This window comes from Modestobacter sp. VKM Ac-2983, assembly GCF_026967885.1.
Classification (GTDB): domain Bacteria; phylum Actinomycetota; class Actinomycetes; order Mycobacteriales; family Geodermatophilaceae; genus Modestobacter.
The window spans coordinates 906,224-921,322 of the sequence record NZ_JAPVBK010000003.1 but is presented as its reverse complement, the minus strand read 5'-3'; the positions used below and the strand labels follow the sequence as shown (position 1 = coordinate 921,322).

The following is a 15,099-nucleotide window of genomic DNA, read 5'->3' as shown; positions in this document are numbered from 1 at the left end:
CCAGCACGACACCGACTCGGACCTGGAAGGACAACCGATGAGCACCGACGACGCCACTCCGCAGGGCACGGACACCACCCGCGAGCCCGCCGACAAGGCGGAGCTCATGCGCCGGGTCGAGGAGAAGACCGAGGAGGTCCGCGAGGCGAGCGCGACCGACGACGCGCCCGCCCCGGCCAAGAAGGCCACCCGCAAGGCCGCTGCGAAGAAGGCGCCGGCGAAGAAGGCCGCCGCCGACGCACCGGCGAAGAAGACGACGGCCCGTAAGGCGCCGGCGACGACCGCGGTCGCCGCCGAGGCGCCCGCCGGTGACCAGACGAGCATCACCGACGACGGGGCGCAGACCGCTCCCGCGGCTCGCACGACCGCCAAGCGGGCAGCGAAGAAGGCCGCGCCGGCCGAGGCCGGGGAGGCCCCTGCCAAGCGGGCACCGCGGAAGGCGACCAAGAAGGTCACCGCTGCGCCGGTGATCGCACCGGCGCCGATCGCCGAGCCGGGCGACCCGTCGGGTCCCTCCGCTCCTCAGCCGGAGCCGCCGAGCCCCGACCCGGCCGAGCCCAGCACCCCGCAGGCCCCCGAGGGTGGCGAGCAGGGTGGCACCGGGGGCAGCTCCCCGGCGCAGACCGCCTCCGAGCCGGGCGAGGCGGCCACCACCACCGCGGACCTGGCCACCAGCGAGGTCGCCGACCTGCCCCCGGCGCCGGACGAGGCACCCGAGCCGGCTGCCGCCGGCCTCGTGGAGGCGCTCCCCCAGGGGGAGGTCCCGGTCAGCACCTCGGTGCCCGCCGAGGCCACCCCGCCCGCTCGTGAGGTGAGCCAGGAGGAGCTGGCCGCGGTCGTCGACGGCTGGTCCTTCGACCCGCACGGCGTGCTCGGCGCGCACCGCCTGCCCGAGGGCTGGGCCGTGCGCACGCTGCGCCCGGACGCCGAGGCCGTCGCCGTCATCGACCAGGACGGCAACCGCCACGAGGCCCGCCAGGTCTTCCGCGGCGGCGTCTACGAGGCCCGGCTCCCCCAGCAGCCCGGCGACTACCGGATCGAGGTCGTCTACCCCGACGGGCAGGGCGGCACCGACACCTTCACCGTCGACGACCCGTACCGCTGGCTGCCCACGCTGGGCCAGCTGGACCAGCACCTCATCCGCGAGGGCCGGCACGAGAAGCTGTGGACCGTCCTCGGTGCGCACGTGATCGGCTACGACACCCCCGGCGGCCGCGTGGACGGCGTCTCCTTCGCCGTATGGGCGCCCAACGCCCGGGGCGTGAAGGTCACCGGCGACTTCGACTACTGGCAGGCCCGGGCCTACCCGATGCGGTCGCTGGGCTCCTCCGGTGTCTGGGAGATCTTCGTGCCCGGCGCCCAGGTCGGGACCCGGTACCGGTTCCACGTCCTCGGCGCCGACGGGCAGTGGCAGGTCAAGAGCGACCCGATGGCCTTCGCCACCGAGGTGCCGCCGGCCAACGCATCGGTGGTGACGACCTCCACCCACGAGTGGAACGACGCCGAGTGGTTGGCCCAGCGCGCCGAGGCCAAGTGGCACGAGCAGCCGATGAGCGTCTACGAGGTGCACGCGGCCTCCTGGCGGCAGGGGCTCTCCTACCGCGAGATGGCCGACGAGCTGGTCGCCTACGTGAAGGACGCCGGGTTCACCCACCTGGAGTTCATGCCGCTGGCCGAGCACCCCTTCGGCGGCTCGTGGGGTTACCAGGTGACCTCCTACTACGCCCCCACGTCGCGCTTCGGCTCCCCCGATGACCTGCGGTACCTCATCGACGCCGCCCACCAGGCCGGCATCGGCGTGATCGTCGACTGGGTGCCCGCGCACTTCCCGAAGGACGAGTGGGCGCTGGCCCGCTTCGACGGCACGCCGCTGTACGAGCACGCGGACCCCAAGCGCGGCGAGCAGCCCGACTGGGGCACCTACGTGTTCGACTTCGGTCGCCCCGAGGTGCGCAACTTCCTGGTCGCCAACGCGCTGTTCTGGGCGCAGGAGTTCCACATCGACGGCATCCGCGTCGACGCGGTCGCCTCGATGCTCTACCTGGACTACTCGCGCAACGACGGCGAGTGGACGCCCAACCAGTACGGCGGCCGGGAGAACCTCGACGCCGTGGCCTTCCTGCAGGAGATGAACGCCACCCTCTACCGCGAGGTGCCCGGCATCATCTCGATCGCCGAGGAGTCGACCGCGTGGCCGGGCGTCACCCGGCCCACGTACCTCGGCGGGCTGGGCTTCGGCTTCAAGTGGAACATGGGCTGGATGCACGACTCGCTGGGCTACATGGCCAACGAGCCGGTGTACCGCAGCTACCACCACGGCCAGCTGACGTTCTCCATGGTCTACGCGTACTCGGAGAACTACGTGCTGCCGATCAGCCACGACGAGGTCGTGTACGGCAAGGGCTCCATGCTCGGGAAGATGCCCGGCGACCGCTGGCAGCAGCTGGCCAACCTGCGCGCCTACCTGGGCTACATGTGGGCCCACCCCGGCAAGCAGCTGCTGTTCATGGGGTCGGAGTTCGGGCAGCTGTCGGAGTGGGCGGAGAGCCGGTCGCTGGACTGGTGGCACCTCGACGACCCGGCGCACCGGGGCGTGCTGGAGCTGGTGACCGACCTCAACACGGTCTACCGGGACAGCGAGGCGCTCTGGAGCCAGGACGTCGACCCCGCCGGCTTCCAGTGGATCGACGCCAACGACGCCGGTGGCAACACGCTCACCTTCCTGCGCGTGGGCAAGGGCGGGCAGCTGCTGGCCTGCGTGGCGAACTTCTCCGGCCAGCCGCACGCGCAGTACCGGATCGGGCTGCCCCGCGGCGGGCGCTGGCGCGAGGTGATCAACACCGACTTCGAGGGCTACGGCGGTTCCGGGGTCGGCAACCTCGGCGGCATCGACGCGGTCGCGCAGTCCTGGCACGGGCAGCCGTGGTCGGCGACGCTGACCGCACCGCCGCTGGGCACCGTGTGGTTCGTGCACGAGGGCCCGGAGCCGGAGCGCCCGGACGAGGGCACCCCGGCCGACCAGGCGGAGATCGCCGCGGCCGAGGCCTCCGGCGCGGCCGAGGGTCCGGGCAGTGGGCTGGAGCCGATCGAGCGCTGATCGGCAGAGCTGATCGGCAGGGCTGATCGGCTCGAGCCGAACGGGACGGGGCGGGGACCTGCGAGGGTCCCCGCCCCGTCGCCGTCCCGGCGGCTCGACGGCGGTCGCCACCGGGCTGCCCTGCCTGCCGGACCCGGCACGGTCCGGCAGGATGGAGGGGTGCTGCCGCCGCGGGCGGCCTGACCGGATCGGAACACATGTCCTCCTCGCCCCGCCGGCTCCTCGCCGGTGCCGTCGCGAGCGTGCTCCTCGGGTCGGCCCTGCTCTCCGGCTGCGCGGTGACCGTGATCGAGGGGCGGGCCAGCCCTGAGGCCGGCCCGCTGGGCGATGTGACGCCCGAGGAGTTCCCGATCATCGGCGCGACCGACGACGAGGTCGACCGCCTCGCCCGGAACGCGCTCGCCGACCTCACCACCTACTGGACCGCGCAGTTCACCCCGACGTTCGGCCAGGCCTTCACCCCGCTGACCGGCGGCTACTACTCCGTCGACCCGGGCGATCTGGATCCCGCGCAGTACCCGAACGGGCAGGTCGGCTGCGGCGAGACGCCGGACTCCGTCCTGGACAACGCCTTCTACTGCCCGCCGGGGACCGAGTACGCCAACGGTGACGCGATCCAGTACGACCGCGCGTTCCTGGGCGCCCTGGCCTTCGGCACCGTCGGCAGCGAGGGGTACGGCCGGTTCATCCCCGCGCTGGTGATGGCCCACGAGTTCGGGCACGCCGTCCAGGGCCGGGTGGGCTACCCGCTGCCGGCGTCGATCGCGATCGAGACCCAGGCCGACTGCTTCGCCGGCGCCTGGACGGCCTGGGTCGCCGCGGGCAACGCCGCGCACAACTCCATCCGGCCGGCCGAGCTGGACGACGTGCTGCGCGGCTACCTGCTGCTGCGCGACCCGGTGGGCACCGGCCTCGACGAGGGCGAGGCGCACGGGTCCTACTTCGACCGGGTGTCGGCCTTCCAGCAGGGGTTCGACGACGGGCCGGAGGTGTGCCGCGACTCGTTCGGCGCCGACCGGCCGTACACCCAGGGCGCCTTCCAGAGCGACCTGGAGTTCGCCACGGGCGGGGACGCTCCCTACGACCAGACGGTCGGCGCCTTCCTGCCCGAGGGGCTGGGTGAGTTCTGGCAGCGGGCCTTCGACCAGCTGGGCGAGGACTTCACGCCGCCGGACATCGAGCCGTTCTCCGGGGTGGCCCCCGACTGCGCCGGCGAGGACGACGAGGTCGACCTGCTCTACTGCCCCGCCGACGCCACCGTGCGGTACGACGAGGTCGACCTCACCCTGCCGCTGTACGCCGCCGACGAGGGCGGGGACTACGCCGTGCTGACCGCGGTGGCGATCCCCTACGCGCTCGCCGCCCGCGACCAGCTGGGCCTGTCCGTGGACGGCGAGGACGCGCTGCGGTCCGCCGTCTGCCTGTCCGGCGCGTTCACCGCGGCGGTGCTCGGTGAGGAGAGCACCGTGCTGAGCATCTCCCCCGGCGACGCCGACGAGAGCGTCTCGTTCCTGCTCGAGCACGCCACCGACCCGGCGGTGCTGCCCGGCGTCGAACTGACCGGGTTCCAGCTGGTCGACGTCTTCCGCAGCGGGGTCGTCGAGGGCCTGGCCGCCTGCGACATCGGCGTGTGAAGCGCTCCGGCCGGGCCCCTCGACGAGGAGCCCGGCCGGAGGAGGGCTCAGAAGAGGGCGGTCATGAGGGCGCGGCGGGCCGGGCCGACGCGCGGGTCCTCGTCGCCCACGATCCCGAACAGCTCCACCAGGTGCTGCCGGGCCGCGTCGCGCTCCTCGCCCGCCGTCCGCCGGACGACGTCGAGCAGCCAGGAGAAGGCGGCGTCGACGTCACCGGTGCCGAGCAGGAAGTCCGCCGCCCGGGTCTGCGCGGCGATGTCGTCGGGCGCGGCCTCGGCCTCGGCCAGTGCGTTCGGCCCGGCCTCCTCGGCCCGGCGGAAAAGCTGGACCTGACGCAGCGCCAGCCCGGCCACCGGGTGCTCCGGCTCGGTGTCCAGGATCGACTGGTAGGCCGCCTCGGCGGCGGCCAGGTCACCCCGGTCCAGGGCGGCTTCGGCCGCGTCCAGCCGCGGGTCCTCCGGCTCCTGCGCCTCGCCCTCGTCCTCGGCGGCGCCGGGCACCGCACCGCCGCTGGTGGCGGCCACCAGCTCGGTCACGAACTGCCGGGCCTCCTGCTCGGGGATGGCGCCGGTGAACTCGGCGACCAGCTGGCCCTGCCAGACGGCCTTGACCGCCGGGATGCCCTGCACCCGCAGGCCCTGGGCGAGCGCCGGGTTGGCGTCGACGTCGACCTTGGCCAGCACCCAGGAACCGGCGCCCTCGGCGGCCAGCCGCTCGAGCACCGGGGACAGCTGCTTGCACGGCCCGCACCACTCGGCCCACAGGTCCAGGACGACGGGCACCTGGAAGGAGCGGTCGAGGACCTCGCTCTGGAAGGTCGCCTCGGTGACGTCGACGACGGCGCTGCCGGGGGCACCGGCCGGTGCGGCGGCGCTCGGCGGCGGGGCGGCCGCGGCGCGGGCTGCCGCCTCGTTGCGCGCCTGGACAGCGGCGAGGTCGACCGCACCGGCCAGCGAGGCGGCCATCTGCGCCTGCTGGGCAGCGGCTCGCGGGTCGGCGCGCGGGTCGGGTCGAGCGGGACGGTTCGGCTGCATGCCCTCATTGTCGCCCCCGCGGGCCAGGCTCCGGGCAGCGGCCCGGCCCGCCGCTGCCCGCCTCCCGCTCAGAACCGGGCGGTCTCGGTGTAGGTGCCCCACTCGGCGCGCAGGGCGTCGCAGATCTCGCCCAGCGTCGCCTCCGCCCGGGCTGCCTCCAGCATCGCCGGGACCATGTTCTCCTCGGTCCGGGCCACCTCGACCATCCGGGCGACGGCGGCGCGCGCTGCGGCGTCGTCCCGGCTCTGCCGCCGGCCGGCCAGCTCGCCCCGCTGGTCGGTCTCCACCTGGTGGCTCACCCGGAGGATCTCCAGGTCGTCGGCGGCGCTGCCGGCACCGGTCAGCGTGTTCACGCCGACGACCTTCTTCTCGCCCTTCTCCAGCGCGCGTTGGTAGACGAACGCCGCCTCGGCGATCTCGCCGGTGAACCAGCCGTCCTCGATGCCGCGCAGGATCCCGGCGGTCATCGTGTCGTCACCGCCCATCTCCCGGACCCGGGTGAACACCTCCTCCGCCTGCCGTTCCAGCTCGTCGGTGAGCGCCTCGACGTACCAGGAGCCACCGAGAGGATCGGCCACGTTGAGCACCCCGGTCTCCTCGGCGATCACCTGCTGGGTGCGCAGCGCGATCTGCGCGGCCTTGGCGCTGGGCAGCGCGAGCACCTCGTCCAGGGCGTTGGTGTGCAGCGAGTTCGTGCCGCCGAGCACCGCGGCCAGCGCCTCGACCGCCGTCCGCACGATGTTGTTGTCCGGCTGCTGGGCGGTGAGCGAGACGCCGGCGGTCTGGGTGTGGAAGCGCAGCTGCTGGGCCTTGTCGGTGCGGGCACCGTAGACGTCGCGCAGCCAGCGGGCCCAGATCCGCCGGGCGGCCCGGAACTTGGCGATCTCCTCGAAGAAGTCGATGTGCGCGTCGAAGAAGAACGACAACCCCGGGGCGAAGACGTCGACGTCCAGCCCGCGGGAGAGGCCCAGCTCGACGTAGGCGAAGCCGTCGGCCAGCGTGTAGGCCAGCTCCTGCGCGGCGGTCGAGCCGGCCTCCCGGATGTGGTAACCGGACACCGAGATCGGCTTGTAGGCCGGGATCTCCGCGGCGCAGTACTCCATCAGGTCGCCGATCAGCCGCAGGTGCGGCTCGGGGGCGAACAGCCACTCCTTCTGCGCGATGTACTCCTTGAAGATGTCGGTCTGCAGCGTGCCGTCGAGCTTCGCGAGGTCGGCACCCTGGCGCTCGGCCGCGACCAGGTACATGCAGAACACCGGGACGGCGGGGCCGCTGATCGTCATCGACGTCGTGGTCCGGTCCAGCGGGATGCCCTCGAAGAGCACGTCCATGTCCGCCGCGGAGTCGATCGCCACCCCGCAGTGCCCGACCTCGCCCAGCGCCAGCGGGTCGTCGGAGTCCCGGCCCATGAGGGTCGGCATGTCGAAGGCGACCGAGAGCCCGCCCCCGCCCTCGGCCAGCAGTGACCGGAACCGCTCGTTGGTCTGCCGGGCGTTGCCGAAGCCGGCGAACTGGCGGATCGTCCAGGCCCGCCCGCGGTAGCCGGTGGCGTGCAGCCCGCGGGTGAACGGGAACTCACCGGGCCAGCCGATCCGGTCGAACCCGGGGACGGCGGACTCGTCGGCCGGCCCGTAGGCGGGCTGCACCTCCATCCCGGAAAGGGTGCTGAAGTCGGCGTCCCGCACCCGCCCGGCGGCCAGCGCCGCGTCGTAGCGCTGCTGCCACCGGCTGCGGGCCTCGTTGCCCGAGGGTTGGGTCATGCCCAGATGCTAGGACGTCCAACTACTTTGTGGCCACCCCTGCGCGGCTCATTCGACGGCGACGTCCCCCGCGCCGAGCCGGACCTTCTTGAGCACGTCGAACAGCACGTCCAGCTCCGCCTCGGGCAGGTCGGCCAGCCCGAAGTCCTGGCTGGTCAGCGCCTCGGTCGCTGCCGGGACGACGTCCCGTCCGGCGTCGGTGATCGCGGCCAGCACCCCGCGGCCGTCGGCGGGGTTGGGCCGCCGCTCGACGTACCCGGCCGCCACCAGCCGCTCGATCGCGTTGGTGACGCTGGTCGGGTGCACCATCAGCCGGCTGCCGATCACCTTCAGCGGCAGCTGCCCGGTGCGGGAGAACGTCAGCAGCACCAGCACCTCGTACCGGGCGAAGGTGAGCCCGTGCGGCTTGAGCGCCTCGTCGAAGCGGGCCAGCAGGATCTGCTGCACCCGGAACACGCTCGTCGCCGCCCGCATCGAGGCGGCCGGGCCGAAGTGCTGCGCCCAGCTCTCGGCGGCGCGCTCGATCGGGTCGAACGGCAGGCCCAGCGGTCGCACCATGACCGGGAGGCTAGTTCTCCGCCGACGCCCCCTCGCCTCCGCCGGGCCCCCGCCTCCGCGGGCGCCGCCGTCGAGTGTCGAGCTGTCGACCTCTGTCGATGCAGGGACACGTCGACGAGTCGACACTCGGCGGCTCGGCCGCGGCAGGCCTGTGGACGGCGGGCACGGTCACCGCCCCGTGTCGGCCAGGCTCGCCCGGTGGTCGTACCCGCGCACCGTCCACCGGCGCTACGTGGACGCGTCTTCCGCGGCACCGCAGCCGTCGGGGCGGGGCTGCTCACCCGGCGGCAACTGGACAGCAGCGCCTGGCACCGGCTCTTCCGCGACGTCTACGCGTGTGCCGACCTGACCGTCACGCACCAGCTGCGGGCCGTGGCCGCCGCGTCGGTGCTGCTCCCTGGCTCGGTCGTCACCGGGGCCAGCGCCGCCGTCCTGTGGGGCTTGGCCGCAGCCGGCCCGGAGGACGACGTGGAGCTGACCGTGCCGCCCGCGACGCGGACCAGCGTGGTCAGCGGCGTACGGGTCCGCCGCGCAGAGCTCCTCCCTGCGGACGTCACCCCCCGGCGCGGTGTCCCGGTCACCACACCCGAGCGGACGGCGGTGTCGCTCGGCGCCGACAGCCCGCTCGACGAGGCCGTGGTGCTCATCGACCAGCTCGCCGCCGCCGGCCTGCTCGACCTCGGCGACGTCCGGGCCATGGCCGCGGCGACCACCGGCCGAGGGTGCCGGCGGGCCCGGGCCGCCGCCGGACTGGCGGACGGGCTGGCCGGCTCGCCCCAGGAGACCCGGCTGCGGCTGCTGCTGCACCGCGCCGGGCTGCCGACGCCGGTCGCCCAGCACTCCGTGCACGACGGGCGGGTGTTCGTCGCCCGGGTCGACTTCGCCTGGCCCGAGCAGCGGCTGGCGCTGGAGTACGACGGGCTCTGGCACGCCGAGCCCGGCCAGTTCGCCGCCGACCGCCGCCGGCTCAACCGACTGCTCGCCGCCGGCTGGCGGGTCCTCTTCGTGACCGCGGCCGACCTGCACCGACCCGATCAGCTGATCACCCGGATCGCGGCCGAACTGGCCCGCTGAGTGTCGACTCGTCAACCCCTCCCGCGGGGGCGACAGGTCGACGACTCGACACTCGGCGAGGGCAGCGCCGGGGTCAGGGGCGCGGGGCGGGGCGGAGCGTCGGGGCGTCCCGGATGCCGAAGACCTCGCGCAGCGCCACCCGGGCGGCGTTGTCGCCGCAGTGGCCGTGCACCGCGGGCCCGGGCGGGGTCGCCGAGGACGCCAGGTAGGTGCCGCGGACCGGAGTCTTGTAGGTGTTCCACCGCGGCACCGGCCGGGCGAGCATCTGCCGCAGCGACGCCTCGCCGTTGGAGATGTCCCCGCCGATGTCGTTGGGGTTCCAGCGCTCCATCTCCCCGGCGTGCATGGTGTGCCGGGCCAGGATCGTGTCCCGGAAGCCCGGGGCGAACCGCTCGACCTGCGCCTCGATCGCCTCGGTCATGTCGACGGTCGAGCCGTGCGGCACGTGCACGTAGGCCCAGAAGACGTGCCCGCCGTCGGGCGTACGGGAGGGGTCGACGACCGTGGGCTGGACGGCGAGCACGTAGGGCTTGTCGGTGATCCGCCCCGCGGCCGGCGCAGCTTCCCCGGCGATCGTCTCCTCCATCGTCCCGGCGACGTGCACGGTGCCGGCCCGGCGGACGTCGGGATCGGCCCACGGCACCGGCTCGGACAGCGCCCAGTCAACCTTGAAGACCCCGGGCCCGTGCTTGTACCGCTTCACCCAGCGCCGGTAGCCGTCGGTGACCTGGTTGCCGGCCATCGCGACGAACGCGCTCGGCGAGGTGTCCAGCAGCACGGCCGGGACACCGTCGAACTCGCGCAGGTCGGTGACCTCGTGGCCGGTGACGACCTCACCGCCCTGCTGCTCCAGCGCGGTGACCATCGCGTCGGCCAGCTGCTGCGAGCCACCCTCGATCAGCGGCCAGCCGTGGTGGTGGCTCATCATCCCCAGGAACATGCCCAGCGCCGCGGTGAGCGGGCGGCTGAGGTCGAGCATCCCGTGGGCGGCGGCGCCGGCGATCAGCGCCCGGGCCTCGTCGTCGTCGAAGTACCGGCGGGCCAGCCACCCGACGCTGGGCAGCCCCTGCAGCCCGAAGCCGGCGATCCCGGCGAAGCCCTTGACCGGCGGCAGCCGCCGGAACGCCGACGTCAGGAAGAAGTCGGTGATCTCGTCCGCCTGGCGCAGCAGCGGCCCGAACAGCCGGCGGTAGCCGCGCTCGTCCCGGCCCAGCCCGGCCGCGGTCTGCTCCAGCGAGTGGTGGGAGAGGGCAGCGCGGCCGCCGTCCAGCGGGTGGGCGAAGTTGATCTCCGGCTGGAGCAGCCGGACCCCCCGGGAGGCGAGGTCGAACTCGCGGAAGAACGGCGCGGTCGCGGCCATCGGGTGCACCGAGGCGCAGATGTCGTGCCGGTACCCGGGCAGCGTCACCTCCTCGGTGCGCAGGCCCCCACCGGCCCGCTCACCGCGCTCGACCACCCGCACCGAGAGCCCGGCCGCGGCCAGCCGCAGCGCACCCGCCAGCCCGTTGGGTCCGGCTCCGACGACGACGGCATCCGGGGTCCCGTTCACGCCGCCATCCTGCCCGCCGCCTCCTACAGGTGCGCGATGAGCTCGTCGGCCGCCCGGTAGGGGTCGGTCTCCCCCGCCACCACCTGCTCGGCCAGTGCACCGAGCGCCGCCGACCCCGAGACGTCGCCCATCCGCTCCCGCAGCCCGGCCACCGCGATCGCCTCGACCTCCCGGGCGGCGCGCTCGACCCGGCGCCGGCGCCCCTCGCCCGAGGAGGCCAGCCAGTCGCCGTGCTCCTCGAGCCGGGCCAGGACGTCGGCGACCCCGTTGTCGGTGTCGCGGGAGGCGACCGTCTTCACGATCGGCGGGCGCCAGGCCCCGGACTCGGTGTGCCGGCCACCGAGGGAGAGCATCGCCCGCAGGTCGCGCACGGTGGTGTCCGCGCCGTCCCGGTCGGCCTTGTTGACGACGAAGACGTCGGCGACCTCGAGGATCCCGGCCTTCGCCGCCTGGATCCCGTCGCCCATCCCCGGTGCCAGCAGCACCAGCGTCGTGTCCGCGAGCGAGGCGACCTCCAGCTCCGACTGCCCGACCCCCACGGTCTCCACCAGGACGACGTCGCAGCCCGCCGCGTCGAGCACCCGCAGCGCCTGGGGGGTCGCCCAGGCCAGTCCGCCGAGGTGGCCGCGGGAGGCCATCGAGCGGATGAAGACGCCGCCGTCCCCGGCGTGGTCCTGCATCCGCACCCGGTCGCCCAGCAGCGCGCCGCCGGAGAACGGGGACGACGGGTCGACCGCCAGGACGCCGACCCGCTGGCCGGCCTCGCGGAAGGCCCGCACGAGGGCGGTCGTCGTCGTCGACTTCCCCACCCCGGGCGGGCCGGTGAGCCCCAGGACCCGGGCCCGGCCGGTGTGCGGCGCCAGCGCGGCGGCGACCTCGCGCAGCAGCGGGCTGGCGTCCTCGACGAGCGAGATCAGCCGCGCCACCGAGCGGGCGTCCCCCTCGCGGGCACGGGAGACCAGGGTGCCGACGTCGGCCGCCCGGCGGCCCCGCCGCCCGGACGGGACCACGGCGGGCGGCGTCTGGACGGCGGTGCCCTCGGGCTGGGAGGTCACGCCCGGGCGGGTACGTGCAGGACGAGCGCGTCGCCCTGGCCACCGCCGCCGCACAGCGCCGCGGCACCGACCCCGCCGCCGCGGCGGCCCAGCTCCAGCACCAGGTGCAGCACGATCCGTGCACCGCTCATCCCGACCGGGTGGCCCAGCGCGATGGCGCCCCCGTTGGGGTTCACCTTCTCCTCGTCGACCGCCAGCTCGCGGGTGGAGACGATGCCGACGGCGGCGAACGCCTCGTTGAGCTCGACCAGGTCCAGGTCGGCGGGGTCGATCCCCTCCCGGGCGCAGGCCTTGGCGATCGCCCGCGCCGGCTGGCTCTGCAGCGTCGCGTCCGGCCCGGCGACCACGCCGTGCGCACCGATCTCGGCGAGCACCGTCAGCCCCAGCTCCTCGGCCTTGGCCCTGGACATGACCACGACCGCGCAGGCGCCGTCGGAGATCTGCGAGGAGGTGGCGGCGGTGATCGTGCCGTCCTTCGAGAACGCGGGCTTCAGCCGGCCCAGGCTCTCCGCGGTGGTGTCCGGGCGGATGCCCTCGTCCTCACGGAACTCGATCGGGTCGCCCTTGCGCTGCGGGATGAGCACCGGGGTGATCTCGTCGTCGAACAGGCCGTTCTTCTGCGCGGCGGCGGCCTTCTGGTGGCTGGCGGCGGCGAATGCGTCCTGCTCCTCGCGGGTCAGCCCGTACCGGCTGTTGGCCTGCTCGGTCAGCGCGCCCATGGCGACCTGGTCGAAGGTGTCGGTCAGGCCGTCGTGCGCCATCGCGTCGACCAGCGTGGCGTCGCCGTACTTGGTGCCGGTGCGCGAGGTGGGCAGCAGGTGCGGGGCCTGGGTCATCGACTCCATGCCGCCGGCGACCACCACCTCGAACTCACCGGCCCGGATCAGCTGGTCGGCCAGGGCGATCGCGTCGAGGCCGGAGAGGCACACCTTGTTCAGCGTGAACGAGGGCACCGACATCGGGATGCCACCGGCGACGGCGGCGGGCCGGGCGGGGTTCTGGCCGGCCCCGGCCTGGATGACGTGGCCCATGATCACGTAGTCGACCTGGTCGCCGGTGATGCCGGCGCGCTCGAGCGCCGCCTTGATCGCCACGCCGCCCAGGTCGGCGGCGGAGAAGTCCTTCAGCGAGCCGAGCAGGCGGCCCATCGGGGTGCGGGCACCCCCGACGATGACGGAACGGGTGGATGCGGGCTGGCTCATCGAGGCTCCAGTGACTCCCGGTCACCGCCGTTGGCGACCGTCTCGGCAGGACACCGCGTGGTCCCTCGGGGCAGACCGTCGGGACACCACGGGTTGTCGTCAGGATAGGACTCGCGCCGTCCGCCGGGTCCCTGCCGGTGACGGAGGCCACCGGCAGGACGTGAAGCCCGTCACAACGGGCTCCCCGTCGGCGATCGGCAGCGGCAGGATGCGCGCATGACCTCCGCCGTGCCCGACGACGCGCACACCGGCCTGTTCAGCACGATCGACCACGTCGGCATCGCCGTCCCCGACCTGGACGAGGCGATCGCCTTCTACGCGGCGACCTTCGGGATCCACTCGGTGCACGAGGAGACGAACACCGAGCAGGGCGTGCGCGAGGCGATGCTCGCGGTCGGCGACGGCGAGACCCGCGTCCAGCTGCTCGCCCCGCTGACCCCCGAGTCGACGATCGCGAAGTTCATCGGCCGCTCCGGCCCGGGCCTGCAGCAGCTGGCATTCCGGGTCGCCGACGTCGAGGCGGCGAGCGCGACGCTGCGCGAGCGCGGCATGCGGCTGCTCTACGACGAGCCCCGGCGCGGCACGTCGGGCAGCCGGGTCAACTTCGTGCACCCGAAGGACGCCGGCGGGGTGCTCATCGAGCTGGTCGAGCCCGCCGCCCACGGATGAGTTGCCTGGGTCACATGACCTGGTCAACCGGAGCTACTGGTCAGTAACCTCCGCGCCACACCTGCACCCTCCGAGCCAATGACGACCCGGGAGCGCACGCATGGACCAGATCAGGGACGCCGTCCTCGCCGACCAGCTCGACGCGATCGGAGGGCTCCCGACACCGGAGTCCTACCGCGCCGTGCTGGTCCGCCGGGACGAGCAGGACATGTTCGAGGGCCTGCCCACCAAGGACAAGGACCCCCGCAAGGCACTGCACGTCGAGGAGGTGCCGACCCCGGAGATCGGTCCGGGCGAGGCGCTGATCGCGGTGATGGCCTCCTCGGTGAACTACAACACCGTCTGGACGTCGATCTTCGAGCCGGTCTCAACCTTCGGGTTCCTCGCCCGGTACGGCCGGCTCAACGAGCTGACCAAGAAGCACGACCTGCCCTACCACGTGGTGGGCTCGGACCTCTCCGGCGTCGTGGTCCGGGTCGGCCCCGGCGTCAACAGGTGGAAGCCCGGCGACGAGGTCGTCGCCCACTGCCTGTCCGTCGAGCTCGAGGACCCGGCCGGTCACGACGACACGATGATGGACCCGCAGCAGCGGATCTGGGGCTTCGAGACCAACTTCGGCGGGCTGGCCGAGCTGTCCCTGGTCAAGAGCAACCAGCTCATGCCCAAGCCGGCGCACCTCACGTGGGAGGAGGCGGCCTGCCCGGGGCTGGTCAACTCCACCGCCTACCGGCAGCTGGTGAGCCACAACGGCGCGGACATGAAGCAGGGCGACGTCGTCCTCATCTGGGGCGCCTCCGGGGGCCTCGGCTCCTACGCCACCCAGATGGCGCTCAACGGCGGGGCCATCCCGGTGTGCGTGGTGAGCAGCCCGGAGAAGGCCGAGATCGTCCGCCGGATGGGCGCCGAGCTGGTCATCGACCGCTCCGCGGAGGGCTACCGGTTCTGGAAGGACGAGGAGACCCAGGACCCGAAGGAGTGGCAGCGGCTCGGCGCGAAGATCCGCGAGCTGACCGGCGGGGACGACTCCGACATCGTCTTCGAGCACCCCGGGCGGGAGACCTTCGGGGCCAGCGTCTACGTCGCCAAGAAGGGCGGCACCATCGTCACCTGCGCCTCGACCAGCGGCTTCCTGCACCAGTACGACAACCGCTACCTCTGGATGAACCTCAAGCGGATCGTCGGCTCGCACTTCGCCAACTACCGCGAGGCCTGGGAGGCCAACCGGCTGATCGACCGCGGGCTGATCCACCCGACGCTGTCCAAGACCTACGCCATGGACGACGTGGGCCAGGCCGCCTACGACGTCCACCGCAACCTGCACCAGGGGAAGGTCGGTGTGCTGACCCTCGCCCCGGAGGAGGGGCTGGGCGTCAAGGACCACGCCAAGCGGGAGCGGCACCTCGCCGCGATCAACCGCTTCCGCGACGTCTAGCGGGGGGCTTGCCGGGAGTTCCCTGGGTGCGGCCC

General features: G+C 73.6%; 11 protein-coding genes. 5 read left to right on the top strand and 6 right to left on the bottom strand.

Annotated features, from left to right (window positions below):
* Nucleotides 1-37: 37 nt before the first annotated feature.
* On the top strand, nt 38-3,097 hold the full coding sequence (glgB, locus tag O2W18_RS16405) for a 1,4-alpha-glucan branching protein GlgB (protein WP_269188519.1): 3,060 nt from the start codon (nt 38-40) through the stop codon (nt 3,095-3,097).
* 197 nt (nt 3,098-3,294) lie between these two features.
* Nucleotides 3,295-4,731 carry a neutral zinc metallopeptidase gene (locus O2W18_RS16400; RefSeq protein ID WP_269188518.1) on the top strand — a complete coding sequence of 479 codons (1,437 nt, stop codon included), beginning with the start codon at nt 3,295-3,297 and terminating at the stop codon, nt 4,729-4,731.
* 47 nt (nt 4,732-4,778) lie between these two features.
* On the opposite strand, the gene O2W18_RS16395 is transcribed toward O2W18_RS16400, so the two are convergent.
* The 3 genes from O2W18_RS16395 to O2W18_RS16385 all read right to left on the bottom strand — a co-directional run bounded on the left by O2W18_RS16395 (nt 4,779) and on the right by O2W18_RS16385 (nt 8,083).
* Nucleotides 4,779-5,765, bottom strand: coding sequence for a tetratricopeptide repeat protein (locus O2W18_RS16395; protein ID WP_269188517.1), 987 nt, complete (start codon nt 5,763-5,765; stop codon nt 4,779-4,781).
* 68 nt (nt 5,766-5,833) lie between these two features.
* A complete protein-coding gene (locus O2W18_RS16390) occupies nt 5,834-7,525 on the bottom strand; it encodes an acyl-CoA mutase large subunit family protein (protein ID WP_269188516.1) in 1,692 nt (563 codons plus the stop codon).
* Between the two features lie 48 nt (nt 7,526-7,573).
* Nucleotides 7,574-8,083: a MarR family winged helix-turn-helix transcriptional regulator gene (locus tag O2W18_RS16385; protein WP_269188515.1), complete on the bottom strand. Its 510-nt coding sequence runs from the start codon at nt 8,081-8,083 to the stop codon at nt 7,574-7,576.
* Between the two features lie 198 nt (nt 8,084-8,281).
* Here O2W18_RS16385 and O2W18_RS16380 point away from each other — a divergent pair, with 198 nt between their 5' ends.
* Nucleotides 8,282-9,157, top strand: a complete 876-nt coding sequence (locus O2W18_RS16380) for a type IV toxin-antitoxin system AbiEi family antitoxin (protein ID WP_269188514.1) — start codon at nt 8,282-8,284, stop codon at nt 9,155-9,157.
* 73 nt (nt 9,158-9,230) lie between these two features.
* Here the strand turns inward: O2W18_RS16380 and O2W18_RS16375 are convergent, their stop codons facing one another.
* Genes O2W18_RS16375 through O2W18_RS16365 form a run of 3 tightly spaced genes read right to left on the bottom strand, consistent with a single transcriptional unit; the run spans nt 9,231 to nt 12,963 of the window.
* Complete coding sequence (locus O2W18_RS16375; RefSeq protein ID WP_269188513.1) at nt 9,231-10,706, bottom strand: phytoene desaturase family protein; 1,476 nt, start codon at nt 10,704-10,706, stop codon at nt 9,231-9,233.
* Nucleotides 10,707-10,729: 23 nt separating this feature from the next.
* On the bottom strand, nt 10,730-11,761 hold the full coding sequence (gene meaB, locus O2W18_RS16370) for a methylmalonyl Co-A mutase-associated GTPase MeaB (protein ID WP_269188512.1): 1,032 nt from the start codon (nt 11,759-11,761) through the stop codon (nt 10,730-10,732).
* Nucleotides 11,758-12,963, bottom strand: a complete 1,206-nt coding sequence (locus O2W18_RS16365; RefSeq protein WP_269188511.1) for an acetyl-CoA C-acetyltransferase — start codon at nt 12,961-12,963, stop codon at nt 11,758-11,760. Before O2W18_RS16365 ends, meaB begins: the two co-directional genes overlap by 4 nt.
* A gap of 216 nt (nt 12,964-13,179) precedes the next feature.
* Here O2W18_RS16365 and mce point away from each other — a divergent pair, with 216 nt between their 5' ends.
* Both mce and ccrA read left to right on the top strand, forming a co-directional pair.
* On the top strand, nt 13,180-13,632 hold the full coding sequence (gene mce / locus O2W18_RS16360) for a methylmalonyl-CoA epimerase (RefSeq protein ID WP_269170844.1): 453 nt from the start codon (nt 13,180-13,182) through the stop codon (nt 13,630-13,632).
* Between the two features lie 100 nt (nt 13,633-13,732).
* The gene (ccrA, locus tag O2W18_RS16355; RefSeq protein ID WP_269188510.1) at nt 13,733-15,064 is read left to right on the top strand and encodes a crotonyl-CoA carboxylase/reductase; all 1,332 of its coding nucleotides are present in this window, start codon (nt 13,733-13,735) and stop codon (nt 15,062-15,064) included.
* Nucleotides 15,065-15,099 lie beyond the last annotated feature (35 nt).